Origin of the sequence: Erwinia sp. HDF1-3R (assembly GCF_039621855.1) — a bacterium.
Taxonomy (GTDB): domain Bacteria; phylum Pseudomonadota; class Gammaproteobacteria; order Enterobacterales; family Enterobacteriaceae; genus Erwinia.
Genome location: NZ_CP155071.1, coordinates 1,054,656 through 1,080,615 on the forward strand (window position 1 = coordinate 1,054,656; position 25,960 = coordinate 1,080,615).

23 protein-coding genes are annotated in these 25,960 nt (G+C 55.0%); 18 read left to right on the forward strand and 5 right to left on the reverse strand.

Going from position 1 to position 25,960, the window contains the following annotated elements; all coding sequences use genetic code 11:
• Positions 1-35: 35 nt before the first annotated feature.
• Complete coding sequence (gene dgt / locus AAGR22_RS04725; protein ID WP_345830605.1) at positions 36-1,541, forward strand: dGTPase; 1,506 nt, start codon at positions 36-38, stop codon at positions 1,539-1,541.
• Between the two features lie 147 nt (positions 1,542-1,688).
• A complete protein-coding gene (gene degP, locus AAGR22_RS04730; RefSeq protein WP_067706588.1) occupies positions 1,689-3,119 on the forward strand; it encodes a serine endoprotease DegP in 1,431 nt (476 codons plus the stop codon).
• Here degP and AAGR22_RS04735 read toward each other — a convergent pair.
• On the reverse strand, positions 3,019-3,537 hold the full coding sequence (locus tag AAGR22_RS04735; protein WP_345830608.1) for a hypothetical protein: 519 nt from the start codon (positions 3,535-3,537) through the stop codon (positions 3,019-3,021). The genes degP and AAGR22_RS04735 overlap by 101 nt on opposite strands.
• A 114-nt stretch (positions 3,538-3,651) precedes the next feature.
• Between AAGR22_RS04735 and AAGR22_RS04740 the strand changes: the two genes are divergently transcribed.
• Positions 3,652-4,809, forward strand: a complete 1,158-nt coding sequence (locus AAGR22_RS04740; RefSeq protein WP_067706585.1) for a CdaR family transcriptional regulator — start codon at positions 3,652-3,654, stop codon at positions 4,807-4,809.
• 146 nt (positions 4,810-4,955) lie between these two features.
• On the opposite strand, the gene AAGR22_RS04745 is transcribed toward AAGR22_RS04740, so the two are convergent.
• The 4 genes from AAGR22_RS04745 to map form a co-directional block, all read right to left on the reverse strand.
• The gene (locus tag AAGR22_RS04745; RefSeq protein ID WP_067706582.1) at positions 4,956-5,348 is read right to left on the reverse strand and encodes a DUF3461 family protein; all 393 of its coding nucleotides are present in this window, start codon (positions 5,346-5,348) and stop codon (positions 4,956-4,958) included.
• Between the two features lie 318 nt (positions 5,349-5,666).
• Positions 5,667-6,491, reverse strand: a complete 825-nt coding sequence (dapD, locus tag AAGR22_RS04750; protein WP_067706579.1) for a 2,3,4,5-tetrahydropyridine-2,6-dicarboxylate N-succinyltransferase — start codon at positions 6,489-6,491, stop codon at positions 5,667-5,669.
• Positions 6,492-6,607: 116 nt separating this feature from the next.
• Positions 6,608-9,253: a bifunctional uridylyltransferase/uridylyl-removing protein GlnD gene (gene glnD, locus AAGR22_RS04755; protein WP_345830611.1), complete on the reverse strand. Its 2,646-nt coding sequence runs from the start codon at positions 9,251-9,253 to the stop codon at positions 6,608-6,610.
• A gap of 153 nt (positions 9,254-9,406) precedes the next feature.
• Entirely contained in the window at positions 9,407-10,201 is a 795-nt protein-coding gene (map, locus tag AAGR22_RS04760; protein ID WP_067706572.1) for a type I methionyl aminopeptidase, read from the reverse strand.
• Positions 10,202-10,620: 419 nt separating this feature from the next.
• Here map and rpsB point away from each other — a divergent pair, with 419 nt between their 5' ends.
• From rpsB to rnhB, 15 genes are all read left to right on the forward strand, one after another.
• Positions 10,621-11,346 carry a 30S ribosomal protein S2 gene (rpsB, locus tag AAGR22_RS04765; protein WP_067706568.1) on the forward strand — a complete coding sequence of 242 codons (726 nt, stop codon included), beginning with the start codon at positions 10,621-10,623 and terminating at the stop codon, positions 11,344-11,346.
• Positions 11,347-11,584: 238 nt separating this feature from the next.
• Positions 11,585-12,436, forward strand: a complete 852-nt coding sequence (tsf, locus tag AAGR22_RS04770; protein ID WP_067706563.1) for a translation elongation factor Ts — start codon at positions 11,585-11,587, stop codon at positions 12,434-12,436.
• Positions 12,437-12,594: 158 nt separating this feature from the next.
• On the forward strand, positions 12,595-13,320 hold the full coding sequence (pyrH, locus tag AAGR22_RS04775; protein WP_067706559.1) for a UMP kinase: 726 nt from the start codon (positions 12,595-12,597) through the stop codon (positions 13,318-13,320).
• A gap of 136 nt (positions 13,321-13,456) precedes the next feature.
• A complete protein-coding gene (frr, locus tag AAGR22_RS04780; RefSeq protein ID WP_067706556.1) occupies positions 13,457-14,014 on the forward strand; it encodes a ribosome recycling factor in 558 nt (185 codons plus the stop codon).
• Positions 14,015-14,153: 139 nt separating this feature from the next.
• On the forward strand, positions 14,154-15,356 hold the full coding sequence (gene ispC, locus AAGR22_RS04785) for a 1-deoxy-D-xylulose-5-phosphate reductoisomerase (protein WP_067706552.1): 1,203 nt from the start codon (positions 14,154-14,156) through the stop codon (positions 15,354-15,356).
• Between the two features lie 181 nt (positions 15,357-15,537).
• Positions 15,538-16,290 (forward strand): (2E,6E)-farnesyl-diphosphate-specific ditrans,polycis-undecaprenyl-diphosphate synthase, encoded by a 753-nt coding sequence (ispU, locus tag AAGR22_RS04790; RefSeq protein ID WP_067706548.1) that lies wholly within the window; start codon positions 15,538-15,540, stop codon positions 16,288-16,290.
• An 18-nt stretch (positions 16,291-16,308) separates the two neighbouring features.
• Positions 16,309-17,166: a phosphatidate cytidylyltransferase gene (gene cdsA, locus AAGR22_RS04795; RefSeq protein ID WP_067706544.1), complete on the forward strand. Its 858-nt coding sequence runs from the start codon at positions 16,309-16,311 to the stop codon at positions 17,164-17,166.
• Positions 17,167-17,173: 7 nt separating this feature from the next.
• On the forward strand, positions 17,174-18,523 hold the full coding sequence (gene rseP, locus AAGR22_RS04800; protein ID WP_067706541.1) for a sigma E protease regulator RseP: 1,350 nt from the start codon (positions 17,174-17,176) through the stop codon (positions 18,521-18,523).
• A 163-nt stretch (positions 18,524-18,686) separates the two neighbouring features.
• Positions 18,687-21,092: an outer membrane protein assembly factor BamA gene (gene bamA / locus AAGR22_RS04805; RefSeq protein ID WP_067706538.1), complete on the forward strand. Its 2,406-nt coding sequence runs from the start codon at positions 18,687-18,689 to the stop codon at positions 21,090-21,092.
• Positions 21,093-21,207: 115 nt separating this feature from the next.
• Entirely contained in the window at positions 21,208-21,705 is a 498-nt protein-coding gene (skp, locus tag AAGR22_RS04810; RefSeq protein ID WP_067706535.1) for a molecular chaperone Skp, read from the forward strand.
• Between the two features lie 3 nt (positions 21,706-21,708).
• The gene (lpxD, locus tag AAGR22_RS04815; RefSeq protein WP_067706532.1) at positions 21,709-22,731 is read left to right on the forward strand and encodes a UDP-3-O-(3-hydroxymyristoyl)glucosamine N-acyltransferase; all 1,023 of its coding nucleotides are present in this window, start codon (positions 21,709-21,711) and stop codon (positions 22,729-22,731) included.
• Positions 22,732-22,935: 204 nt separating this feature from the next.
• Positions 22,936-23,391 carry a 3-hydroxyacyl-ACP dehydratase FabZ gene (gene fabZ / locus AAGR22_RS04820; RefSeq protein WP_067706528.1) on the forward strand — a complete coding sequence of 152 codons (456 nt, stop codon included), beginning with the start codon at positions 22,936-22,938 and terminating at the stop codon, positions 23,389-23,391.
• Between the two features lie 3 nt (positions 23,392-23,394).
• The gene (gene lpxA, locus AAGR22_RS04825) at positions 23,395-24,183 is read left to right on the forward strand and encodes an acyl-ACP--UDP-N-acetylglucosamine O-acyltransferase (protein WP_345830619.1); all 789 of its coding nucleotides are present in this window, start codon (positions 23,395-23,397) and stop codon (positions 24,181-24,183) included.
• Positions 24,184-24,186: 3 nt separating this feature from the next.
• Positions 24,187-25,329 carry a lipid-A-disaccharide synthase gene (gene lpxB, locus AAGR22_RS04830; protein WP_345830620.1) on the forward strand — a complete coding sequence of 381 codons (1,143 nt, stop codon included), beginning with the start codon at positions 24,187-24,189 and terminating at the stop codon, positions 25,327-25,329.
• On the forward strand, positions 25,326-25,949 hold the full coding sequence (rnhB, locus tag AAGR22_RS04835) for a ribonuclease HII (RefSeq protein WP_067706519.1): 624 nt from the start codon (positions 25,326-25,328) through the stop codon (positions 25,947-25,949). Before lpxB ends, rnhB begins: the two co-directional genes overlap by 4 nt.
• Positions 25,950-25,960 lie beyond the last annotated feature (11 nt).

Genomic DNA, 25,960 nt, shown 5'->3' on the forward strand with positions numbered 1-25,960 from the left:
CCAGCGGGTATCGGGTGGAAAAAGGGGACCCAGGCATGAACGATATCGACTTCAGGAAAAAAATTAATTATCAGCGCCGCTACCATCCCCAGACGGGGCAAAAAGACGAGCATGAAATTTTACGTATTTTCGAAAGCGATCGTGGGCGTATTATCAATTCTGCGGCCATTCGTCGGCTCCAGCAGAAAACGCAGGTCTTCCCACTGGAACGCAATGCGGCGGTGCGTTCCCGTCTGACCCACTCTCTGGAGGTGCAGCAGGTAGGCCGCTATATTGCCAAAGAAGTGCTCACCCGCCTTAAAGAGCTGGATAAGCTGGAGAAATATGGTCTTTCACAGCTGACCGGGCCATTTGAAAGTATCGTGGAAATGGCCTGCCTGATGCATGACATTGGTAACCCGCCTTTCGGACACTTCGGCGAATCGGCGATCAATGACTGGTTTACGCAGCGGCTGGATGCGACTCACCGGCCAGATAATGCACGGGCCGACCGCTGTGAACCCGAAGTGCTGCGTTATCAGACCGATGGATTTAACGATCTCCGGGCGAAGATCCGCCAGGACCTTTCACATTTTGAGGGCAATGCGCAGGCGATCCGCATGGTGCACTCACTGCTGAAAATGAATCTCACCTGGGCCCAGGTCGGCTGCATATTTAAATATACCCGCCCGGCCTGGTTCAATGGCGAAATACCCGCCACGCATGATTATTTGATGAAGAAGCCCGGCTATTATCTTTCAGAAGAGGAGTATGTCGGTCGGCTGCGTAAAGAGCTCGATCTTCAGCCTCACTGTCGTTTTCCTCTGACCTATATTATGGAGGCCGCCGACGATATTTCTTATTGCGTGGCGGATTTAGAGGATGCGGTGGAGAAAAAGATTTTCACCGTCGAACAGCTTTATGAACACCTGTTTGCTCTTTGGCCGGACCACCAGCCCAACGATCTGTTTCAGCTGGTGGTGACCAGCGCGCTGGAAAAATCCCGTAGCCAGCAGTTTAGCCGCAGCAGTGAGGATCAGTTCTTTATGTATCTGCGGGTGAATACCGTGGCCAGACTGGTGCCGCATACCGCCAGCCGCTTTATCGATAATATGTCGGCGGTCTTTAGCGGTGAATTTAATGCGGCGCTCCTGGAGGATGGCAGTCCCCAGCATCAGTTATTGGAAATCTTCAAAAAAGTCGCCTTCAGTCATGTATTTAACCATCCTGACGTCGAGCAGCTTGAGCTACAGGGATACCGTGTCATTAGCGGCCTGCTGGATATTTATCGCCCGCTCTTAGCGCTCAGCAGGGAGGAATTTTCCGAGCTGATGGAAAAAGACTACCTAAAACACTTTCCTATTGAAACACGTCTTTTCCATAAACTGTCGACGCGCTTTCGGCTTGCCTATAGTGAAGCCGTCGGTCGTCTGGATATGCGGGCCAATGATATTGCCATTTGGGAATATTATTATCGGGCGCGTATGCTTCAGGATTACGTAAGCGGCATGACCGATCTGTATGCCTGGGATGAGTATCGTCGTTTAATGGCCGTCGAATAATAACGACGGGCCTTTAAGTTTTGTAAAGCCAGAGAATAAATTTTTACCTTTAGCTGAAACTTATACATGAACTTAGCGATAATAATTGAATCTTACCAACACGACCACAGCAATGGTTGCATTATTGGACACATAGAGAAAAGACGCATGAAAAAAACTATTTTAGCTGGCGCGTTGGCTCTGAGCCTGGGAATGGCGATGACCCCGCTGACTGCCTCCGCGGCAGAAACCGCTTCTTCTTCTAACCAGCAGCTTCCGAGCCTGGCACCGATGTTAGAAAAAGTGATGCCTTCGGTGGTGAGTATTAATGTTGAAGGGAGCACCACCGTTCGTACGCCGCGTTTGCCGCAGCAGTTCCAGCAGTTCTTTGGCGGTAACTCGCCGTTCTGTCAGGATGGTTCACCCTTCCAGAACTCCCCCGTCTGTCAGGGAGGAGGTCAGGATCAGGGCGGCGCAGATACTCAGCAGGAAAAATTCCGGGCGCTGGGATCGGGCGTGGTGATTGATGCCGCCAAAGGCTATGTGGTGACCAATAACCATGTGGTCGATAATGCGACTAAAATTCAGGTCCAGCTCAGCGATGGTCGTCGGTATGATGCAAAAGTCATCGGTAAAGATCCCCGCTCCGATATTGCACTTATTCAGCTTAAAGATGCGAAAAATCTTACCGCGATCAAAATGGCCGACTCTGACGATCTGCGCGTCGGCGACTACACCGTCGCGATTGGTAACCCTTATGGCCTGGGTGAAACCGTTACCTCCGGGATCGTTTCAGCGCTGGGGCGTAGCGGCTTAAACGTCGAAAACTATGAAAACTTTATTCAGACCGATGCGGCGATCAACCGGGGCAACTCCGGCGGCGCGCTGGTCAACCTTAACGGTGAGCTGATCGGCATTAATACCGCGATTCTGGCACCGGACGGCGGCAACATTGGTATCGGCTTTGCTATCCCCTCCGATATGGTGAAAAACCTGACGGCGCAGATGGTCGAATATGGCCAGGTGAAACGCGGTGAGCTGGGCATTATGGGCACCGAGCTGAACTCCGAGCTGGCTAAAGCGATGAAGGTTGATGCTCAGCGCGGCGCGTTTGTCAGCCAGGTGCTGGCTAACTCTTCTGCTGCGAAGGCGGGCGTGAAGGCAGGCGATGTGGTGGTTAACATCAACGGTAAGGCCATTTCCAGCTTTGCTGCCCTGCGCGCGCAGATTGGATCGCTGCCGGTTGGCACGAAAATGACCCTGGGCCTGATCCGTGACGGTAAGCCGCTGACGGTTAACGTTGAGCTCCAGCAGAGCACGCAGACTAAGGTCGATTCCGGCAATATTTATACCGGAATTGAAGGCGCAGACCTGAGCAACTTCGAGGCCAAAGGAGTGAAAGGCGTGAAGGTCGACAGCGTTAAGCCAGGTTCAGCCGCGGCGAATATTGGTTTGAAGAAGGATGATGTTATCCTGGGTGTTAACCAGCAGGCCATTGCTAACCTGGGCGAGCTGCGTAAAATCCTCGACACCAAGCCTTCCGTACTGGCGCTGAACATTCAACGCGGTGACAGTTCGATCTACCTGCTAATGCAGTAGGTGGCGGCACGAAAAATGCGCTGAAGAACGGCGCGTAATAGCGCCAGCAGGCAGGTGCCGGTGACCAGCAGGCAGGTGCCGGTGACCAACCGGCACCTGTTTTACGTTCAATATACTCTCCTGACGTGCCCGTGATACCAGGCACATCTGCAATACCTGATACCTTTGCAATATCTGATACCTTTGCAATATCTGATACCTCTGCAATATCTGATACCTTTGCAATATCTGATACCTTTGCAATATCTGATACCTCTGCAATATCTGATACCTCTGCAATACCTGATACATCCGCGATACCCGGCGTATCTGCAATAGCTGGCACGTCTGCAATACCTGACAAATCTGCAATACCTGACACATCCATGATACCTGACATCACTGCGCCCCGGCTCCGGCGGCCTTCTTCGTCGCTCATTTGTGAACCTTGCCGCAATTTTCATATAAGGCGCTGCACTTAGGGCAGTTGCACAATGGCAGGCCGGGATCTGCCCGTTATGCTGGCTTATCCAGGGTTTTTCAGGAGTGATTCATGTCCACCAGTCATCTCGATGCACGGCTGGCGCAGAAGATTGTCGCCCGCACGATGCAGATTATTGATAGCAACGTCAATGTGATGGATGCACGTGGCAGAATTATCGGCAGTGGCGACCATGAGCGTATTGGCGAATTGCACGAAGGTGCGTTGCTGGCGCTGTCGCAGGCAAGGGTTGTGGATATAGACGACGCGGTAGCGAAGCACCTACATGGGGTGCGTCCGGGGATTAATCTGCCGATGCGCATTGCCGGTGATATCGTCGGCGTCATCGGTCTGACCGGGGAACCGGCCAGCCTGCGACATTACGGTGAGCTGGTCTGTATGACCGCTGAAATGATGCTTGAGCAGGCGCGTCTGCTGCATATCCTGGCACAGGACAGCAGGCTGCGTGAGGAGCTGGTGTTAAACCTGATCCGCAGTGAAACGCTTTCGCCTGCGCTGACGGAGTGGGCACAGCGACTCGGGATCGATTTAGACCAGCCGCGCGTCGTCGCGGTGGTGGAAGTGGACAGCGGCCAGCTCGGCGTGGACAGCGCCATGTCTGAGCTGCAACAGCTCCAGACCTTGCTGACAACGCCCGAACGCGACAACCTGATCGCCATCGTCTCGCTGACGGAGATGGTGGTGTTAAAGCCCGCGCTTAACACCCATGGGCGCTATGACGCCGGGGATCATCGTAAACGCGTGGATCTGCTGCTGTCGCGAATGAAAGAGAACGGGCATCTGCGCATCCGCATTGCCCTGGGGAACTTTTTTACCGGTCCCGGCAGTATTGCGCGCTCTTACCGCACGGCGCGTACCACCATGCTGGTTGGCAAGCAGCGGATGCCCGAACAGCGACGCTATTTTTATCAGGATCTGATGCTGCCGGTGCTGCTCGACAGCCTGCGCGGAGGATGGCAGGCCAGCGAGCTGTCGCGGCCCCTGATGAAGCTTAAGGCAATGGATAATAACGGCCTGCTGCTGCGCACCCTCAGCGCGTGGTTTAGCCATGATGTTCAGCCTTCCGCTACGGCAAAAGCACTGTTTATTCATCGAAATACGCTGGAATACCGGCTTAACCGGGTGTCGGAGCTGACCGGGCTGAATCTAAGTCATTTCGATGACAGGCTGCTGCTCTACGTGGCGCTACAGCTGGATGAGGAAGCCTGAACGCACTCTGGCCCGAAGCACTACAGCTGGATGAGGAAGCCTGAACGCAGCCAGGCACGTGGCGTTATCGCGGGATAAGCAGGCTCGATCCTGGCTGAGGACTGGCATCGGGCATACCGACAGATCGGTTTGCCCGGAGGGGGAAATTAACGACCGCTACGAGTCAGTTTTTCCAGATCGGATTCGATTTCAGCAATCTTATTCGTCACCACGTGGTCCAGATGACGCAGGTCTTCCAGAATTTTACGTTTCAGATCGACTTCGACCTGATCGCGCTGGCAGATCTGATCTAGCTCATCAATGACGTAACGCAGATTGGGGCTGATTTCCTGAATTTCTTTGTAACCCTGGCTGACGTTATCGGCGACGACGGTTTTACGCTGGCGCGGATATTTAAATTTGACACTTTTGGCGAAGAACTCGCCGCGATCTTTGCGGAAATAGATTTTCAGAATATCGTTGCTGGCTTCCTGGCGCAGGCTGTAGCGATCGATATCGTCGGGATTACTGATACCCAGGCCTTTTAAATTGTCATACATGGTCACGTTTCCTGTTCGGGAGATAAGAGTTTTGGCTGCGCTGCAATGCTGGACTGCCCGGTATCCGCCATTCTCACGCAGGCTGTGTCGGTGAGAAAAGCTAAGCAGTGAATCAGGTTTTGCCCGGCTCGCTCCTCCCGTACTTGTGAGTATATGTGAAAATCTAAAAAGCGGTCGGGGAGCGCCTGTGCGCTTAACGGCGCGGATTATCGCTTAGTTGTTGCGCAATAGCATCCGATTATTCACGGCAGGAAAAAGGTTTAGATAAGGGGGGTGTAAAATATAGTTTACGGGCCACGGAATGTGGCCCGTAGAAGATTAGTCGATGGTGCGCAGCAGTTCGTTAATGCCCACTTTGCCACGGGTTTTTTCATCAACCTTTTTCACAATCACGGCACAGTAGAGGCTGTAGCGACCATCTTTCGACGGCAGGTTGCCCGACACCACCACCGATCCCGCAGGGACGCGACCGTAATGGACTTCACCGGTTTCACGATCGTAAATTTTAGTGCTCTGGCCGATATAAACGCCCATCGAAATGACCGCACCTTCCTCAACAATCACGCCTTCCACGATTTCTGAACGCGCGCCGATGAAGCAGTTATCTTCGATAATGGTTGGATTAGCCTGGAGAGGTTCCAGTACGCCGCCGATGCCTACGCCGCCGGAAAGGTGCACATTTTTACCGATCTGCGCGCAGGATCCAACGGTCGCCCAGGTATCCACCATTGAGCCTTCATCGACGTAAGCGCCAATATTGACATAAGAAGGCATCAGTACGGTATTGCGGGCGATATAGGCCCCCTGACGTACCGCAGCAGGGGGCACGACGCGGAAGCCCTCTTTTTTAAAGCGCGCGTCATCATAGTCGGCAAACTTCATCGGCACTTTGTCGTAAAAACGACTCTCGGCACCCTCAATCACCTGATTATCATTGATGCGGAAAGAGAGCAGCACCGCTTTTTTCAGCCACTGATGCGTTACCCACTCACCGGCGATTTTCTCGGATACGCGCAGGGCGCCGCTGTCCAGCAGGGCGATCACCTGATTCACCGCTTCGCGGGTAACGGTATCGGCGCTGGCAGGCGTCAGCTCGGCACGGCGCTCAAAGGCGCTTTCAATAACACTCTGTAATTGTTGCATTAATCAAAATTTCCTGTGTCAAATCATCGTCAGGAGCGGGGGAGACGACCGCCCGTTCAGGTCAGCAGCCAGTTTGCACCGATCGCTGAAAGATGGGTTAAAAAAGTAAATCCAGGTCACACTTTATCGTTTGGATTAAGGGCCTCTGTCAACCGTTGTTGTAACACTTCACGCAATTCCGGGCTGAGCGCCCGTCGGTCGCCGTTGGCCAGGATAAACAGATCCTCTACCCGCTCGCCAATGGTACTGATGCGCGCGCCGTGCAGCGACACGCCCAGATCGGCAAAGACTTCACCCACTCTGGCCAGCAGGCCAGGCTGATCCAGGGCAATCAGTTCCATATAGGTACGGCGGTCGGTATGTGCCGGCAGGTATTTCGCTTCGGTTTCCACGCAAAAGTGCCTGAGCCTGGCAGACGGGCGGCGCGTTTTCGGCGGCTGCCAGCAGGTCTGAGCGATAGCCTGCACCAGCGCCTGGCGGATCATCCCATGCCGATCGGCGGCCAGTGGGCTGCCGTCGGGTTCCAGCACGATAAAGGTATCCATCGCCATGCCGTCCCGGCTGGTGAAGATCTGCGCATCGTGTACGCTCAGATTCCGCCTGTCCAGCTCCCCGGCGACGGTGGCGAACAGGTAAGGCCTGTCCGGGCTCCAGATAAAGATTTCGGTGCCGCCCCGGGTCGCCTGGGGGCTAACCAGCACCAGCGGCTCGCTCAGGTCGTGCTCCATCAGATGGCGTGCATGCCAGGCCAGCTGATTGGGCGTATGCCGCAGGAAATAGTCTGCCCGGCAGCGCCCCCAGATATTACGCAGCGCCTGTTCGTCAATGTTATCCATACGTAGCAGTGCCAGCGCCTGGAGTCGGTGGTGCCGGACGCGCTCGCGCAGATCCGGGCTGTTCTCCATTCCGCGCCGCAGCTGCTTTTCGGCGGCAAAGAACAGCTCGCGCAGCAGGCTCTGCTTCCAGCTGTTCCACAGGTTTTCATTGGTGGCGCAGATGTCAGCGACCGTCAGGCAGACCAGATAGCGCAGACGATTTTCATTCTGCATGACTTCGGCAAACTGCTGGATTTCGGTGGGGTCCTGAATATCACGACGCTGTGCGGTAACCGACATCAGCAAATGATGGCGCACCAGCCAGGCGACCAGCTGAGCTTCGCGGGAGTTGAGTCCGTGTAATTCCGCAAATTCAAGCGCATCCTGCGCGCCCAGAATCGAGTGGTCACCGCCGCGCCCTTTGGCAATATCGTGGAAGAGGGCGGCCATTAGCAGTAGCTCAAGCTGGGGCAGGCGCGGCCAGATCTCCACGCAAAGCGGATGGCGCGGGCGCGTCGCTTCGCTGGCAAAACTTTCCAGCTTTTGCAGGACGCGGATGGTGTGTTCGTCGACGGTGTAGGCGTGAAACAGATCGAACTGCATCTGGCCGACGATGTTGCCCCACTGTGGCATATAGGCCCAGAGTACGCTGTGGCGGTGCATTGGCACCAGCGCCCGACTGACGGCACCCGGATGTCGCAGGATCGACAGGAAAAGCTGGCGCGCCTGCGGAATGGTGCACAGGGGCTGTTTGAGATGGCGACGGGCATGTCTGAGCTGGCGCAGCGTGGTGGAGTAGATCCCGGTAATAGCGGGCTTACGTACCATGGTGTAAAACATGCGCATAATCGCTTCGGGCTGACGGGAAAAAAGCGTTTCATCGATCAGGTCAATCAGCGTGCCGCGCAGCTGGAATTCATCGTCGATAGCGCGGGGTTTTTCATCTTCCCCAGGCGCCAGAATCGCCTCGTCAAACAGCTGTAGCAGCATCTGGTTCAGCTCGCTGATGCGCCGGGTGACGCGGTAAAAATCCTTCATCATCCGCTCAACCGGCTCATTGCCTTCGCCCTGGTAGTCCAGCCGCTGGGCGACGTTCAGCTGTCTGTCAAACAGCAGACGATTATCGTAGCGGGTCAGAGTCAGATGCAGCGCAAAGCGGATACGCCAGAGGAAACTCTGACATTCGTTAAGCTCGTTGCGCTCGGCCCCGGTCAGAAAGCCAAACCCGACCATTTCATCCAGCGAGGTGGCACCGAAATGGCGACGGGCGACCCACAGCAGGGTATGAATGTCGCGCAGGCCGCCGGGGCTGCTTTTGATATCCGGCTCCAGGTTATAGCTGGTGCCGTGATAGCGCTGATGGCGTTCCTGCTGTTCCTCAATCTTCGCCGCGAAAAACTGGTCCGAGCGCCAGAAGCCGTCGCTGAAAATGTTTTTTTGCAGTTCAAGAAAGAGCGCCACGTCGCCGGTCAGCATTCGCGACTCAATCAGATTGGTGGCTACGGTCAGATCGGACAACCCCTCCAGCAGGCACTCTTCCAGCGTACGTACGCTGTGGCCCACTTCCAGCTTGAGATCCCACATTAGCGTTAGCAGCTCGCTGGTACGCTGGGCGTCCTCCGCAGAAAGAGGGCTGCGGCTGAGGATCAGCACGTCAATATCGGAGAGCGGATGCAGCTCGCCGCGTCCGTAGCCGCCCACGGCGACCAGCGCAATATCCAGCTGTTCAGGGAAGCCGTAGAAGCGCCAGAGCCGCCTCAGCAGGCGATCGATAAACAGCGTCCGCGCAGCAATCAGATCTTCGGCGTCAAAGCCGTTATCAAACGCGTCGGCCATCCCCTGCTGAAAGCGTTCCAGCTGCAATTTCAGCTGCTCGCGCGTCAGCTGGCTCTCTTCCCAGTCGGCAGGCGAGTCGGACAGCCCGTAATTGATCAGTTTTTTGCTCACGCCTGGCTCCTGGTTGGTCTCTGTGACGATTATCACAGTGACAATAGCGCCACCGCCCACCACAGATCAAAAAAAACCGGCCTGCGCCGGTTTAAAAAGTAGGATTCTTCAGCAAGCTGGAACCGGCTCTCACCGGTTTTTTTCGTCACCGCGTTAAGCGTCGTGCGTCAGGATGGCAGGAATGGTGTCATCTTTACGCAGCGTCATAATTTCGCAGCCGTTTTCCGTTACCACAATGGTGTGCTCATACTGTGCTGACAGGCTGCGATCCTTGGTTTTCACCGTCCAGCCATCTTTCATGCTGCGGATACGGTAATCACCGGCATTGACCATCGGCTCAATGGTGAAGGCCATACCTGCCTGAAGTACCACGCCGCCGTCATCCGCATCGTAGTGCAGCACCTGCGGCTCCTCGTGGAAACCTTTGCCGATGCCGTGGCCGCAATATTCGCGCACCACGGAGAAATTCTGCGCTTCGACAAATTTTTGAATCTCACGGCCCAGGGAGCGCAGACGAATACCCGGTTTTACCATACGCAGCGCCAGGTAAAGGCTCTCCTGCGTGATGCGGCAGAGACGCTCGCCCAGAATAGTGGGCTTGCCGACGATAAACATTTTGGAGGTGTCGCCGTGATACTCATCCTTAATGACCGTCACGTCGATATTGACAATATCTCCATCCTTGAGGATTTTTTCATCGTCCGGAATGCCGTGACAAACCACTTCATTGATGGAGATACAGACGGATTTCGGAAAGCCGTGGTAGCCAAGGCAGGCCGAGATCGCCTGCTGGGAATTAACAATATGTTCGTGACACAGGCGATCCAGTTCACCGGTGCTGATACCCGGGCGGACGTGCTCTTCAATCATCTCCAGCACTTCTGCCGCCAGGCGGCCCGCCACGCGCATTTTTTCGATTTCTTCAGGGGTCTTAATTGTGATCGCCATTAATTTTGTCCGCAGATGTCGTTATTTTCGACAATAATAAAGGAAGTGAGGCAATGTTAGCAGCCTGCCCTGGCTCTGCCAATTGCAGTTTCTGCCTGGCCATGCTGCGATAACAAATATTGGCTTCAACCCGTACTTTGTGGTATAAAGCGCGCCGACGATTCTTTGTGACAAACGTCACTGAGAACGCATAACTCTCCCGTGTAAATAACACACATGTATCGACACATACACCGGGGTGCCCCAAAGGCGACATAAGCGCAGACAGTTGAACGGCGAACCGCGCAGGATGAGCAACGTACATCAGTACGCTATTCAGACTAAGCGTTCAATGAACAACAGGTTCGGCGTTTGCCTTAGTGGGTCGGTTGTATGGGATACATGGAGGCCTAACCCCAACACATTTTATAGAGGTAATCATGGCAACTGTTTCCATGCGCGACATGCTCAAGGCTGGTGTACACTTCGGTCACCAGACCCGTTACTGGAACCCGAAAATGAAGCCATTCATCTTCGGCGCACGTAACAAAGTTCACATCATCAACCTTGAGAAAACCGTGCCGATGTTCAACGAGTCTCTCGCTGAACTGAGCAAAATCTCTTCCCGTAAAGGTAAGATTCTGTTCGTTGGTACCAAGCGCGCTGCAAGCGAAGCGATCAAAGAGTCTGCGCTGAGCTGCGATCAGTTCTTCGTAAACCATCGCTGGTTAGGCGGCATGCTGACCAACTGGAAAACCGTTCGTCAGTCCATCAAACGTCTGAAAGACCTGGAAATCCAGTCTCAGGACGGTACCTTCGATAAGCTGACCAAGAAAGAAGCGCTGATGCGTGCGCGTGAACTGGCCAAGCTGGAAAACAGCCTGGGCGGTATCAAAGACATGGGCGGCCTGCCGGACGCACTGTTTGTTGTTGACGCCGATCACGAACACATCGCTATCAAAGAAGCTAACAACCTGGGTATCCCAGTGTTCGCTATCGTTGATACTAACTCTGATCCAGACGGTGTTGACTTCATTATCCCTGGTAATGATGACGCCATCCGTGCGGTAAACCTGTACCTGACCGCCGTAGCGACCACCGTACGTGAAGGTCGTTCGCAGGACCTGGCTCAGCAGGCTGAAGAAACCTTCGCTGAAGCTGAGTAATCAGGAACGCTCCTCAGAGCGCCCTTACTACCCTGGTTCGCGGTAATCTGAGAATCCAGGGTATAAAGATCAGATGTTAATCTGTAAGGGGCCAGCTTGGCCCCTTTATTTTTTTTCGAATTCGCTTTGCCGCCTTACGGGGGGCGGGGCGGAATGTTTCTCCCGAAACCAGGCATTTGTCGCGTCAGCGCCCCCGGGCTACCGGCAGGCGAATGCTGTGCTAACCGAGGATGAGAGAATGGCTGATATTACTGCTGCTCTGGTAAAAGAACTGCGCGAGCGCACTGGCGCTGGCATGATGGATTGCAAAAAATCACTGACCGAAGCCAACGGCGACATCGAGCTGGCGATCGAGAACATGCGTAAATCTGGCGCGATCAAAGCGGCGAAAAAAGCGGGCAACGTTGCTGCTGACGGCGTGATCAAAACCAAAATCGAAGGCAACTACGGCATCATTCTGGAAGTTAACTGCCAGACTGACTTCGTTGCTAAAGATGGTGGTTTCCAGGCGTTCGCTGACAAAGTGCTGGACGCGGCTGTTGCCGGTAAAATCACTGACGTCGAAGTGCTGAAAGCACAGTTCGAAGAAGAACGCGTTGCGCTGGTGGCTAAAATCGGCGAGAACATCAACATTCGTCGCGTGGCTTCCCTGGAAGGCGACGTGCTGGGCAGCTACCTGCACGGCGCGCGCATTGGCGTTCTGATCGCGGCTAAAAATGCTGACGAAGAGCTGGTTAAGCAGCTGGCTATGCACGTTGCGGCAAGCAAGCCAGAATTTGTTAAGCCAGAAGACGTTTCTGCTGAAGTGGTTGAGAAAGAGTTCCAGGTTCAGCTGGACATCGCCATGCAGTCTGGTAAGCCAAAAGAGATCGCTGAAAAAATGGTTGAAGGCCGCATGAAGAAATTCACCGGCGAAGTTTCTCTGACCGGTCAGCCTTTCGTGATGGATCCAGCCAAAACGGTTGGTCAGCTGCTGAAAGAAAAAAATGCAGACGTGACCAGCTTCATCCGCTTTGAAGTGGGTGAAGGTATTGAGAAAGCTGAAACTGATTTCGCAGCAGAAGTTGCTGCGATGTCCAAACAGTCTTAATGCCCGATAAGAACCGCCTTCCGGCGGTTCTTTTTTGTCTGCCACCGGCAGGCGCCGCTCATTTTCAGTCTCATCCCAATAGTATTTCTCCGGTCCTGAAGGGATGATAGTGCAGATTTAACTCCCCTTATCGACGATAGCTTCCAGGAAAAAACACCATGGCGACCAATGCAAAACCTGTATATCAACGTATCCTGCTGAAATTAAGCGGTGAAGCCCTGCAGGGTGCCGAAGGCTTCGGTATCGATGCAAGCGTGCTGGATCGTATGGCTCAGGAAGTCAAAGAGCTGGTAGAACTGGGCATTCAGGTAGGTGTGGTTATCGGCGGTGGTAATCTGTTCCGTGGCGCCGGACTGGCGCAGGCTGGAATGAATCGCGTTGTTGGCGACCATATGGGTATGCTGGCAACCGTGATGAACGGTCTGGCAATGCGCGATGCGCTGCACCGTGCCTATGTGAACGCCCGCCTGATGTCCGCTATCCCCCTGAATGGCGTGTGTGATAACTACAGCTGGGCAGAGGCCATCAGCCTGCTGCGCAATAACCGCGTGGTGATTTTCTCTGCCGGTACCGGTAACCCCTTCTTCACTACCGACTCGGCGGCCTGCCTGCGCGGTATCGAAATCGAAGCTGACGTGGTCCTGAAGGCGACGAAAGTTGATGGTGTTTACTCAGCCGATCCGGTTAAAAACCCCGACGCCACCCTGTACGATCAGATCAGCTACGCCGACGTGCTGGAGCGCGAGCTGAAGGTCATGGATCTGGCCGCCTTTACGCTGGCCCGCGACCATAAATTACCGATCCGCGTGTTCAATATGAACAAGCCTGGCGCATTGCGCCGCGTGGTAATGGGTGAAAAAGAAGGCACCCTGATCACGCAATAATATCCGTCGGCGTCGAGTTAGGGTATATTCTGCCCCCGTAGTGCACAGTTCGCGCTACACTCAGACGTAATGACTATTTTTAAACGGGTCCTGTTGTACAGGGCCTGCCTGGTAACCAGAATCCAAGGGTTCCAACGTGATTAACGAAATCAAAAAAGATGCAGAAACGCGCATGGACAAATGCGTAGAGGCATTCAAAAGCCACATCAGCAAAATCCGCACCGGCCGCGCGTCACCCAGCATTCTCGACGGCATTATGGTTGACTATTACGGCTCCTCCACGCCGCTTCGCCAGCTGGCCAGCGTCACGGTGGAAGACTCACGTACGCTGAAGATTAACGTGTTTGACCGTTCAATCAGCAGCGCCGTTGAAAAAGCGATTATGACCTCGGATTTGGGTCTTAACCCAAGCTCCGCGGGGACTGATATCCGCGTTCCGCTTCCAGCGCTGACCGAAGAGCGTCGTAAAGACCTGATCAAAGTGGTTCGTGGTGAAGCTGAACAGGGCCGCGTCTCCGTACGCAACGTCCGTCGCGATGCGAACGACAAAGTTAAAGCACTGCTGAAAGACAAAGAGATCAGTGAAGACGAAGAGCGTCGTTCACAGGATGATATTCAGAAAATGACCGACGTCTTCATCAAGAAAGTTGATGTTGCGCTGGCAGAAAAAGAAGCGGAGCTGATGGACTTCTGAGTTCGTCACGCGCCGATGAGACGCCGTACAGATTGCCGTTCTTTTGAGTGGTCAGTCTTACGGCGTTTTGCATTTATTCTCTTATCCGGCGAAGGCGGCAAGCAGGCCCATTTCGCCGTTCACTACGCAGAGCAACCTCATGAAGCAATTGACCATCCTCGGCTCGACCGGCTCTATCGGCACCAGTACGCTGGCGGTCGTCCGCGCGAATCCGCATCTGTTCTCCGTTAAGGCGCTGGTCGCCGGGCGCAACGTTGAGCGCATGGCTGAGCAGTGCCAGGCCTTCAGGCCCGCCTGGGCCGCCATGTCGGATGAACAGTCGGCCAGCGCTCTGCGGCAGCGTCTGAAAGAGCTGAACGTGGCGACCGAGGTGCTGAGCGGGGAGCAGGCGGCCTGCGATCTCGCCGCGCTTGATGAGGTTGACCAGGTGATGGCGGCCATCGTCGGGGCGGCAGGATTAATGCCCACTCTGGCCGCCATTCGCGCCGGAAAGCAGGTGCTGCTGGCCAATAAAGAGTCTCTGGTGACCTGCGGCCAGCTTTTTCTGGAGGCGGTCAGCGCCTCGAAGGCCCAGTTGCTTCCCGTCGATAGCGAGCATAACGCGATTTTTCAGAGTTTACCCGCTTCCCTCCAGCAGCAGTTAGGGTACGCTTCTCTCGAAGATAATGGCATTGATAGCATTATCCTGACGGGGTCGGGTGGCCCCTTTCGTGACGTGCCGTTGGCGACGTTAGCGCATATGACGCCGGACCAGGCCTGTGCGCATCCGAACTGGTCGATGGGGCGCAAGATCTCCGTTGACTCGGCCACCATGATGAACAAAGGTTTGGAATATATCGAAGCCCGCTGGCTGTTTAATGCGACTGATGCCCAGATGGAAGTGATCCTGCACCCGCAGTCGGTCATTCACTCCATGGTGCGCTATCGTGATGGCAGCGTGCTGGCTCAGCTGGGGTCCCCGGATATGCGCACGCCCATCGCTCACGTGATGGCCTGGCCGCAGCGCGTTCAGTCTGGCGCGACGCCGCTTGATTTTACGCGAATGGGGGCAATGACCTTTGCCGAGCCGGATTACGCACGCTATCCCTGTCTGAAGCTGGCGATTGATGCCTGCGAAGCAGGGCAGGCGGCCACCACGACGCTGAACGCCGCGAATGAAATTGCCGTAGCGGCATTTCTCGCCGGGCAGATCCGCTTTACCGATATTGCAGCGCTGAACACGACCGTACTGGAGACGCTCTCCTTTGCTGAGCCAGAGAGCGTTGAGGCGGTGCTGGAGATTGACCGGCAGGCACGGGCAGCCGCATCGGCCAGCCTGGCTCGCTACGCGGTCGGTCGTTAATTCGCGGGCATGCTCCTGCCGCTATTTGTGGGGCGGGGGCGGAGATGGTATAGTCTTGGCCCGCTAATTAAAATCTGCGTTGCGGTAAAGCAGGCCGTGTAAGACACGGCTTTTTTGCGTCGGGCGGGTAAGATATTTCAGAAGCCACATGATTTCTGAGTAAAGGAAATAATTACGCGTTATGTCGTCCGAAAATCGAATAAACAGCGATGAACTGCTGGGGGAGAACCCCCGTCACGTGGCCATCATAATGGATGGCAATGGTCGCTGGGCTAAGAACCAGGGAAAACTGCGCATTTCGGGCCACAAAGCTGGCGTAAAATCCGTGCGTCGTGCCGTGAGTTTTGCCGTCAGCAGCAAGCTTAAAGCGCTTACGCTCTATGCATTCAGCAGTGAAAACTGGAACCGTCCACCGCAGGAAGTCATGGCGCTGATGGAGCTGTTTGTCTGGGCGCTGGACAGCGAAGTCAAAAGCCTGCATAAGCATAACGTCCGCCTGCGGATCATTGGTGACATCGGCCGGTTTAATGGCCGTCTGCAGGAGCGAATTCGCCGTGCAGAGGAACTTACTCAACAAAATGATGGACTCACTCTCAACATTGCCGCGAATTATGGTGGCCGTTGGGATATTATTCAGGGCGTCAGAAAAATCGCTGAGCAGGTGCAGGAAGGTCTGATTCGTCCAGACCAGATTGAGGAAGAAACCCTTAGCCCTCATCTTTGCCTTAACGAGCTGGTGCCGGTGGATTTAGTAATAAGGACAGGTGGAGAGCATCGGATTAGTAACTTTTTGCTGTGGCAGGTCGCCTACGCAGAGTTCTTTTTTACCGACGTCCTCTGGCCTGATTTTGATGAACAAGTTTTTGAAGGTGCACTGAATGCTTTTGCACAACGAGAGCGTCGCTTCGGCGGCGCAGCACCCGGCGGCGCCTGAGCGCACTGGGGGTAATCTTTGCTGAAGTCTCGCCTGATTACCGCGTTTATACTTATCCCAATTGTCATCGCCGCACTCTTTTTGCTGCCGCCACTGGGATTTGCGCTCATCACCCTGGTGGTATGTATGCTGGCCGCCTGGGAGTGGGGACAGTTCGCAGGCTTTGCCTCACGTTCCCAGCGCATCTGGCTGGCCGTGCTGTGCGGCTTGCTTCTCGCCTTCATGATGTTCACCCTTCCTGCCTATCAGCACTCTGTTCACCTTCCTCAGATTGCCGTTTCGCTATGGGCGGCGATGGTCTGGTGGGTGGTGGCGCTGGTGATGGTACTCCTGTACCCCGGCTCCGCCTCATTCTGGCGAACTTCCCGCCCGCTGCGCCTGCTGTTCGGGCTGCTGACCATCGTCCCGTTCTTTTGGGGCATGCTGACGCTACGCCAGTATCACTACGATGCCGACCATTTTGCGGGCGCCTGGTGGCTGCTGTATGTGATGCTGCTGGTCTGGGGAGCGGACTCCGGTGCCTATATGTTTGGCCGCCTGTTTGGCCGGCATAAGCTGGCGCCAAAGGTCTCCCCGGGTAAAACCTGGGAAGGCTTCCTGGGGGGGCTGGTGACGTCGCTGGTTATCGCCTGGCTATTCCGCCTGTGGACGCCGCTTAACGTACCGATCGTCACGCTGCTGAGCTGTACGGTGGTCGCCGCGCTGGCCTCGGTGCTGGGCGACCTGACAGAAAGCATGTTTAAGCGCGAAGCGGGCATTAAGGACAGTGGGAATCTGATCCCAGGCCACGGCGGCATCCTTGATCGTATTGACAGCCTCACGGCTGCCGTTCCGGTGTTCGCCTGCCTGCTGCTACTGGTCTTCGGGACCCTATAGGGACGTTATGCTAAGCATTCTATGGAGTTTGGGCGCATTTATCGTCGCGCTGGGCGTGCTAATTACCGTCCATGAGTTTGGTCACTTCTGGGTGGCGCGCCGCTGTGGCGTTCAGGTTGAACGCTTCTCCATAGGTTTTGGCAAAGCCCTCTGGCGGCGCCGGGATGCGCAGGGCACCGAATACGTTCTCGCCCTGATCCCGCTCGGCGGCTATGTAAAAATGCTCGATGAGCGCATTGAAAGCGTGCCGCCCGAGCTTCGCCATCGCACCTTCAATAACAAAACGGTTCTGCAACGCGCGGCGATTATCAGCGCGGGGCCCATCGCTAATTTCCTCTTTGCCATCTTTGCGTACTGGCTGGTTTTTATCATCGGCGTTCCCGGTGTGAAACCGGTAATTGGTGAGATAGTAAGCAATTCGCCGGTTGCTGAGGCCCAAATTACACCTGGAATGGAACTTAAAGCCGTTGACGGTATCGAAACGCCAGACTGGGATGCTGTGCGTATGGCACTGATATCTAAAATTGGCGACACGCAAATGACGTTAAGCGTGGCCCCTTTTGGCAGCACACAGATATCGGAAAAGCGGGTCGATCTGCGCAACTGGCAGTTCGAGCCAGACAGACAGGATCCGGTCACGTCACTGGGTATTCAGCCACGCGGCCCGCAGATTGAAACCGTTCTGGCTGAGGTACAGGCCAACTCGGCAGCAAGCAAGGCGGGTTTGCAAGCGGGCGACAGGATCGTTAAAGTCGATGGTCAACCGCTGGACCAGTGGCAACATTTTGCCGCGCTCATTCGGGATAATCCCGGTAAAGAGATGGCGGTAGAAGTGGAAAGACAGGGCGGTTCAGTGACGCTGACGCTGACCCCGGAAGCTAAACCGGGCAATAAAGCTCAGGGTTTTGCGGGCGTTATCCCGCGTATCGTCCCGCTTTCGGCTGAATACAAAACGGTGCGTCAGTATGGCCCGTTTGCCGCGACAGGTGAGGCCAGCGCAAAGACCTGGCAGCTAATGAAGCTGACGGTCAACATGCTGGGCAAGCTGATTGTAGGTGAAGTGAAGTTAAATAATCTCAGCGGGCCGATTTCAATCGCCCAGGGCGCTGGGATGTCGGCAGAATATGGTTTGATTTACTACCTGATGTTTCTCGCGTTGATTAGCGTTAACCTCGGTATTATCAATCTGTTCCCTCTGCCGGTACTAGATGGTGGACATTTGTTGTTCCTGGCGATCGAAAAGATCAAAGGTGGGCCGGTGTCTGAGCGAGTTCAGGACTTCAGCTATCGCATCGGCTCTGTATTGCTGGTGCTGTTAATGGGGCTTGCACTTTTCAATGATTTCTCGCGGTTATAGGCGTTCAGAAATAAGCGAGCGAAGGCCAGAAAAGACGAAACCCGGTGCAAAAGCGCGGTCAGCCAGACGCGCATGTTGAGCAAGGTTTCAAAGCAGGATGGCCGATGTGTAGCAATTTCTCCTCTAAGCGACGGGAACCAGTTAGGAAGAATGCATAACAACGATGGCGATGAAAAAGTTGCTCATAGCGTCGCTGCTGTTTAGCAGCGCCACCGTATACGCGGCAGACGGCTTCGTGGTGAAGGATATTCATTTCGAAGGCCTGCAGCGAGTCGCCGTCGGGGCGGCATTGCTCAGTATGCCTGTCCGCGTGGGAGACACCGTCTCCGATGATGATATCAGTAGCACTATTCGTGCCCTTTTTGCGACCGGGAACTTCGAGGATGTTCAGGTTCTGCGCGACGGCAATACGCTGATCGTTCAGGTTAAAGAGAGGCCAACGATTGCCAGTATCACCTTCTCCGGTAACAAAGCGGTGAAGGAAGATATGCTGAAGCAGAACCTTGAAGCCTCCGGCGTGCGGGTAGGGGAAGCCCTCGATCGCACCACCATCTCATCCATTGAGAAAGGGCTTGAGGATTTCTACTACAGCGTAGGTAAATACAGCGCTAGTGTGAAAGCCGTGGTCACGCCGCTTCCACGCAACCGCGTAGACCTGAAGCTGGTATTTACCGAAGGTGTGTCTGCCAAAATCCAACAGATCAACGTGGTCGGCAACAAAGCCTTCAGCTCGGAAGAGCTGATCTCGCGCTTTCAGCTCCGCGATGAGGTGCCATGGTGGAACGTCGTTGGCGATCGCAAATACCAGAAGCAAAAGCTGGCGGGCGACCTTGAGACCCTGCGCAGTTTTTATCTGGATCGCGGCTATGCCCGTTTCAATATCGACTCCACTCAGGTCAGCCTGACGCCGGATAAGAAAGGGATCTACATCACCATTAACATCACCGAAGGCGACCGCTACAAGCTGTCTGGCGTGGTGGTGAATGGCAGCATGGCAGGTCACTCAGCGGAAGTAGAAGCGCTGACCCGGATCAAACCTGGCGAGCTGTACAACGGTGCTAAAGTCACCAAAATGGAAGACGACATCAAGAAGATGCTCGGTCGTTACGGCTACGCCTACCCACGGGTGATGACGCAGCCAGAAATTAACGACGCGGATAAAACCGTTAAGCTGCACGTGAACGTCGATGCGGGCAACCGTTACTCCGTGCGCAAAGTCCGTTTTGAAGGCAACGATACCTCGAAAGATTCCGTCCTGCGCCGCGAAATGCGTCAGATGGAAGGCGCATGGCTGGGTAGCGATCTGGTTGAGCAGGGTAAAGAGCGTCTGAACCGTACCGGCTACTTTGAAACGGTCGAGACCGATACCCAGCGTGTACCGGGATCGCCCGATCAGGTCGACGTGGTATACAAGGTTAAAGAGCGCAACACCGGCACCCTGAACTTCGGCGTGGGCTACGGCACCGAGAGCGGCGTAAGCTTCCAGGTTGGCGTAACCCAGGAAAACTGGCTGGGTACCGGTAATACCGTTGGCATCAGCGGAACCAAGAACGATTACCAGACCTATGCGGAATTCTCACTGACCGATCCGTACTTTACGGTTGATGGCGTGAGCCTCGGCGGACGCGTTTTCTATAACGACTTTAAAGCTGACGATGCCGATCTGTCTGACTATACCAACAAGAGCTATGGTTTAGACGGTACGCTGGGCTTCCCGGTTAATGAAAACAATACGCTGCGCGTCGGTCTGGGCTATGTCCATAACGACCTGTCCAATATGCAGCCGCAGATTGCGATGTTCCGCTATCTGCGCTCGGTGGGTCAGAACCCGGATCTTTCCGGTCGTGCCGACTATTCTGCCGATGACTTCACCTTCAACTATGGCTGGACGTACAACGACCTTGACCGCGGATTCTTCCCAACGTCAGGTAACCGTACCAACCTGAACGGCAAGGTCACCATTCCGGGATCGGACAACGCCTTCTATAAGGCGACGCTGGATACGCAGCAGTACGTACCGCTGAACCAGGACCGCACCTGGGTGCTGTTAGGACGTGGACGCGTCGGCTATGCTGATGGACTGAATGGCAAAGAGATGCCGTTCTATGAAAACTTCTATGCCGGTGGTTCAAGCACCGTCCGTGGCTTCCGTTCCAACACCATTGGGCCGAAAGCGGCGTACTACAACAACAACTCGTCTACCTGCTCAGGCGCTGATGCCCTGTGTAGCTCTGATGATGCGGTGGGTGGTAACGCCATGGCAACGGCCAGCGCTGAGCTGATAACGCCTACGCCGTTCCTCAGCGAGAAGTACGCTAATTCGGTGCGTACCTCCCTGTTTGTGGACGCGGGTACGGTATGGGATACCAAGTGGGAAAACACCGCAGATACGCGTGCGGCGGGTATTCCTGACTACAGCGATCCGGGCAATATTCGAATGTCTGCAGGTCTGGCACTTCAGTGGATGTCCCCGCTGGGACCCCTGGTGTTCTCGTACGCGCAGCCATTCAAAAAGTATGATGGAGATAAAGCCGAGCAGTTCCAGTTTAACATTGGTAAGACCTGGTAATCTGGCTTGCACGGAAGCGATTAAAGTAGCGCGCTGTTCACCGGCAGCCCTCAGGGCTGCCTAAACGCGCAACACCTGTGTCGAAGACACAAACGTTGATGGTAAGGAGTTTATAGTGAAAAAGTTGTTGTGTGCCGCAGGCCTCTCTATCGCTCTGGCGGTTTCCGCTGGCGCCCAGGCTGCTGATAAAATCGCAGTGGTGAACGTTTCCAGCATTTTCCAACAGTTACCGGCGCGTGCGACAGTTGCGAAGCAGCTTGAAAATGAGTTTAAAGGCCGTGCAACCGAGCTACAGGGTATGGAACGCGATCTGCAAACTAAAATGCAGCGCCTCCAGCGTGACGGCTCTACCATGAAGGCCAGCGAACGCAGCCGCATGGAAAAAGACGTTATGGCACAGCGTGAAGCCTTCTCGACTAAAGCTCAGGCTTTTGAGCAGGACAACCGCCGTCGTCAGGCTGAAGAACGTAATAAAATCCTGAGCCGTATCCAGGATGCCGTGCAGAAAGTGGCCGATAAAGAAGGCTACGACGTTGTTATTGATGCAAACGCTGTTGCTTACGCAGGTAAATCCAAAGACATCACTGGTGATGTTCTGAAACAGGTTAAATAATCAATGTCTTCAATTCGACTGGCTGATTTAGCCCAGCAGTTGGATGCAGATTTGCACGGAGATGGCGATCTCGTCATCTCCGGCATTGCTTCTATGCAATCCGCCCAAACCGGTCAAATCACTTTCCTCTCTAACAGCCGTTACCGCGAGCAGCTCGCAGCCTGCCAGGCATCCGCCGTGGTGCTGACGGAAACGGATCTGGACTTTTTCAACGGCGCGGCGCTGGTGGTGAAAGATCCCTATCTGACCTATGCCCGCATGGCGCAGATCCTGGACACCACGCCTCAGCCGGCTCAGGATATCGCGCCCAGTGCGGTCATTGATGCCAGCGCTCAGCTTGGCAACAACGTCTCCGTCGGTGCGAATGCCGTGATTGAATCTGGCGTTGTCCTGGGCGAGGGTGCCGTTATCGGCCCCGGCTGCTTTATCGGCAAAAACACCCGCATTGGTGCCGGCTCACGACTCTGGGCCAATGTATCGGTCTACCACGACGTACAGATTGGTGAACGCTGTCTGATCCAGTCGGGGACGGTTATCGGTGCCGATGGTTTCGGTTATGCCAACGATCGCGGTAACTGGGTAAAAATCCCTCAGCTCGGTACCGTCATTATCGGCGACCGGGTAGAGATTGGTGCCTGCACCACTATCGATCGCGGTGCGTTGGATAACACTCAGATTGGGAATGGTGTTATCATTGATAACCAGTGCCAGATTGCGCACAACGTTATGATTGGCGACAATACCGCTGTTGCGGGTGGCGTAATCATGGCGGGCAGCCTGAAAATTGGCCGTTACTGCATGATCGGCGGTGCAAGCGTAATTAATGGTCATATGGAAATTTGTGACAAAGTTACGGTCACCGGAATGGGAATGGTCATGCGACCAATCACCCAACCTGGGGTATACTCCTCCGGGATTCCACTGCAACCCAATAAAACCTGGCGCAAAACGGCAGCGCTGGTGATGAATATTGATGAAATCAGCAAACGTCTGAAATCCATCGAACGCAAGGTCAACAAAGACTAAGCGGCTTATTGCCGGCTCAGGTCCAGCTTTCACTATCAATTTGGTCCGGCGCTACTGCGTCAAATCAGAAAGATATAAAAAAAAATGTTAAGCATGGAAAGCCTGGCGCACGGAAACTGATTCGCGGCCTGCGTATGATCTGAGGATCTTTGCAGGCCGTGTTATTGATGCCATCAGAATTTTTTTTAGGACAGGAAGAGTATTTTGACTACTGAAACTCATACTCTGAAAATTGAAGAGATTATTGAACTGCTGCCGCACCGCTATCCGTTTCTGCTGGTCGATCGCGTACTTGACTTTGAAGAGCACAAGTTCCTGCGCGCAGTGAAGAACGTATCGGTTAACGAACCGTTTTTCCAGGGCCATTTCCCTGGTAAACCGATTTTCCCAGGCGTGCTGATTTTAGAAGCCATGGCTCAGGCGACCGGTATTCTGGCTTTTAAAAGCGTCGGTAAGCTTGAACCGGGCGAGCTGTACTATTTTGCCGGTATTGACGAGGCGCGCTTCAAGCGTCCGGTCGTGCCAGGCGATCAGATGATCATGGAAGTCACCTTCGAGAAAACACGTCGTGGTCTGACCCGCTTTAAGGGCGTGGCGACCGTTGACGGCAAAATTGTCTGCGAAGCAACGATGATGTGTGCCCGCAGCCGGGAGGCGTAATTCGTGATTGATGAAACCGCAGTTATCCATCCCTCTTCGATTATTGAAGAGGGGGCCGTCATCGGCGCCCGCGTTAATATTGGTCCCTTCTGCTTTATTGGGGCTAACGTGGAGATTGGAGAAGGTACCGTTCTTAAGTCGCATGTGGTGGTCAATGGACACACCCGTATTGGCAAAGACAATACCCTCTATCAGTTCGCCACCGTCGGTGAAGCTAACCAGGACCTGAAGTATGCTGGTGAGCCTACTCGCGTTGAGGTGGGCGATCGCAACAGCATTCGTGAGAGCGTGACAATCCATCGCGGTACAACACAGGCTGACGGCGTGACGCGTGTCGGCAGTGACAACCTGCTGATGGTCAATGCTCACATTGCTCACGACTGCGTGATTGGCGATCGCTGTATTTTAGCGAATAACGCGACCCTTGGCGGCCATGTTACGGTGGATGACTTTGCCATTATCGGTGGGATGACTGCGGTTCATCAGTTCTGCATTATCGGTGCCCACGCGATGGTGGGCGGCTGCTCCGGCGTTGCGCAGGACGTACCGCCGTTTGTGATTGCCCAGGGCAACCACGCCACGCCGTTTGGTATCAACCTGGTGGGGCTACAACGCCGCGGCTTCAGTAAAGAAGGGCTGCACGCGATTCGTAATGCCTACAAAATTCTTTATCGCAGCGGTAAAACGCTGGATGAGGCGAAGCCTGAGATTGCCGACATCGCGCGTGAGCATCCTGAAGTCCAGCCGTTTTACGACTTCTTTGCCCGCTCGACGCGAGGTCTGATCCGTTAACTCATGCCCCAGCCATTAACGATTGCCCTTGTCGCCGGAGAAACTTCCGGCGATATTCTTGGTGCCGGTTTAATCCGCGCACTAAAACAGACGCACCCGGATACCCGTTTTGTCGGGGTGGCCGGGCCGCTGATGCAGGCCGAAGGGTGCGAAGCCTGGTACGAAATGGAAGAGCTGTCGGTGATGGGCATCGTCGAGGTGGTGGAACGTCTGCCGCGTCTGCTGAAAATTCGCCGCGACCTTACCCGGCGTTTTAGCGAGCTAAAGCCGGACGTCTTTGTCGGTATTGATGCACCTGACTTTAATATCACCCTTGAGGGACGACTCAAAGCGCGCGGGATCCGCACCATTCATTACGTCAGCCCTTCAGTCTGGGCCTGGCGGCAAAAGCGCGTTTTCAAAATTGGCCGCTCAACCGATATGGTGCTGGCCTTCCTGCCGTTTGAAAAAGCGTTTTACGACCGTTTCAATGTACCCTGCCGGTTTATTGGTCATACTATGGCTGATGCCATGCCGCTCCAGCCCGATAAGCTCGCGGCGCGACGAGCGCTGGGTATCGCCGAAGGGGCTCGCTGTCTGGCCCTGCTGCCCGGCAGCCGCAATGCAGAAGTTGAGATGCTGAGCGCCGACTTCCTGCGAACGGCAGTGATACTGCGAAACAAATGGCCCGATCTGGAAATCGTGGTGCCGCTGGTGAATCCGCGGCGTCGCGAGCAGTTTGAAAAAATTAAGGCCGAGGTTGCGCCCGACCTGCCGATGCATCTGCTGGACGGGCAGGGGCGGCAGGCAATGATCGCCAGCGATGCGGCACTGCTGGCTTCTGGCACCGCCGCGCTGGAGTGTATGCTGGCAAAATGCCCGATGGTGGTGGGCTATCGTATGAAGCCGTTCACTTTCTGGCTGGCGAAGCGCCTGGTGAAAACCGACTACGTTTCGCTGCCGAATCTGCTGGCAGGACGCGAGCTGGTCAAAGAGCTGTTGCAGGAAGAGTGTCAGCCCGAGCTTCTGGCGGCGGCGCTGGCACCGCTGATGGCGGAAGGTGAAACCCGTCAGCAGCTGCTGGCAACCTTTGCGGATCTGCACCAGCAAATCCGCTGGAATGCCGACGAACAGGCTGCCTCAGCCGTACTGGAGCTGTGCCCATGAGTGATTTTATCTACCCGCTGGCGACCTGTATTGCCGGCGTGGACGAAGTGGGGCGCGGGCCGCTGGTGGGCGCGGTGGTCACCGCCGCCGTAATCCTCGATCCGGCGCGGCCCATTATCGGACTGGCTGACTCAAAAAAATTATCAGAAAAGCGCCGTCTGGCGCTCTTTGATGAAATCTGTGAGAAAGCGCTGAGCTGGAGCCTGGGACGGGCAGAGCCGCAGGAGATCGACGAGCTCAATATTTTGCACGCCACGATGCTGGCGATGCAGCGCGCGGTGGCCGGGCTGCATATCACGCCTGATTATGTGCTGATTGACGGCAACCGCTGTCCGGCGCTGGCGATGCCCTCACTGGCCGTCGTGAAAGGTGACAGCCTGGTGCAGGAGATTAGCGCCGCCTCGATAGTCGCTAAGGTAACGCGCGACCGCGAAATGGCCGAGCTGCATCTGCAATTTCCCGAGTACGGATTTGCGCAGCATAAGGGCTACCCAACGGCGCTGCATCTTGAGAAACTACGCCAAAACGGTGCCACGCCCCATCACCGCCGCAGTTTTGCCCCGGTGAGAAATGTGCTGCTGGACGCCGACGTGGCGGCATCTGCCGGACGCGTGCGTTAATTTCTACTCCT

Coding starts and splice junctions, on each gene's coding strand:
- dgt (WP_345830605.1), top strand. CDS start 36: ATGAACGATATCGACTTCAGGAAAAAAATTAATTATCAGCGCCGCTAC.
- degP (WP_067706588.1), top strand. CDS start 1,689: ATGAAAAAAACTATTTTAGCTGGCGCGTTGGCTCTGAGCCTGGGAATG.
- AAGR22_RS04735 (WP_345830608.1), bottom strand. CDS start 3,537: ATGAGCGACGAAGAAGGCCGCCGGAGCCGGGGCGCAGTGATGTCAGGT.
- AAGR22_RS04740 (WP_067706585.1), top strand. CDS start 3,652: ATGTCCACCAGTCATCTCGATGCACGGCTGGCGCAGAAGATTGTCGCC.
- AAGR22_RS04745 (WP_067706582.1), bottom strand. CDS start 5,348: ATGTATGACAATTTAAAAGGCCTGGGTATCAGTAATCCCGACGATATC.
- dapD (WP_067706579.1), bottom strand. CDS start 6,491: ATGCAACAATTACAGAGTGTTATTGAAAGCGCCTTTGAGCGCCGTGCC.
- map (WP_067706572.1), bottom strand. CDS start 10,201: ATGGCGATCACAATTAAGACCCCTGAAGAAATCGAAAAAATGCGCGTG.
- rpsB (WP_067706568.1), top strand. CDS start 10,621: ATGGCAACTGTTTCCATGCGCGACATGCTCAAGGCTGGTGTACACTTC.
- tsf (WP_067706563.1), top strand. CDS start 11,585: ATGGCTGATATTACTGCTGCTCTGGTAAAAGAACTGCGCGAGCGCACT.
- pyrH (WP_067706559.1), top strand. CDS start 12,595: ATGGCGACCAATGCAAAACCTGTATATCAACGTATCCTGCTGAAATTA.
- ispC (WP_067706552.1), top strand. CDS start 14,154: ATGAAGCAATTGACCATCCTCGGCTCGACCGGCTCTATCGGCACCAGT.
- ispU (WP_067706548.1), top strand. CDS start 15,538: ATGTCGTCCGAAAATCGAATAAACAGCGATGAACTGCTGGGGGAGAAC.
- rseP (WP_067706541.1), top strand. CDS start 17,174: ATGCTAAGCATTCTATGGAGTTTGGGCGCATTTATCGTCGCGCTGGGC.
- bamA (WP_067706538.1), top strand. CDS start 18,687: ATGGCGATGAAAAAGTTGCTCATAGCGTCGCTGCTGTTTAGCAGCGCC.
- lpxD (WP_067706532.1), top strand. CDS start 21,709: ATGTCTTCAATTCGACTGGCTGATTTAGCCCAGCAGTTGGATGCAGAT.
- lpxB (WP_345830620.1), top strand. CDS start 24,187: ATGCCCCAGCCATTAACGATTGCCCTTGTCGCCGGAGAAACTTCCGGC.
- rnhB (WP_067706519.1), top strand. CDS start 25,326: ATGAGTGATTTTATCTACCCGCTGGCGACCTGTATTGCCGGCGTGGAC.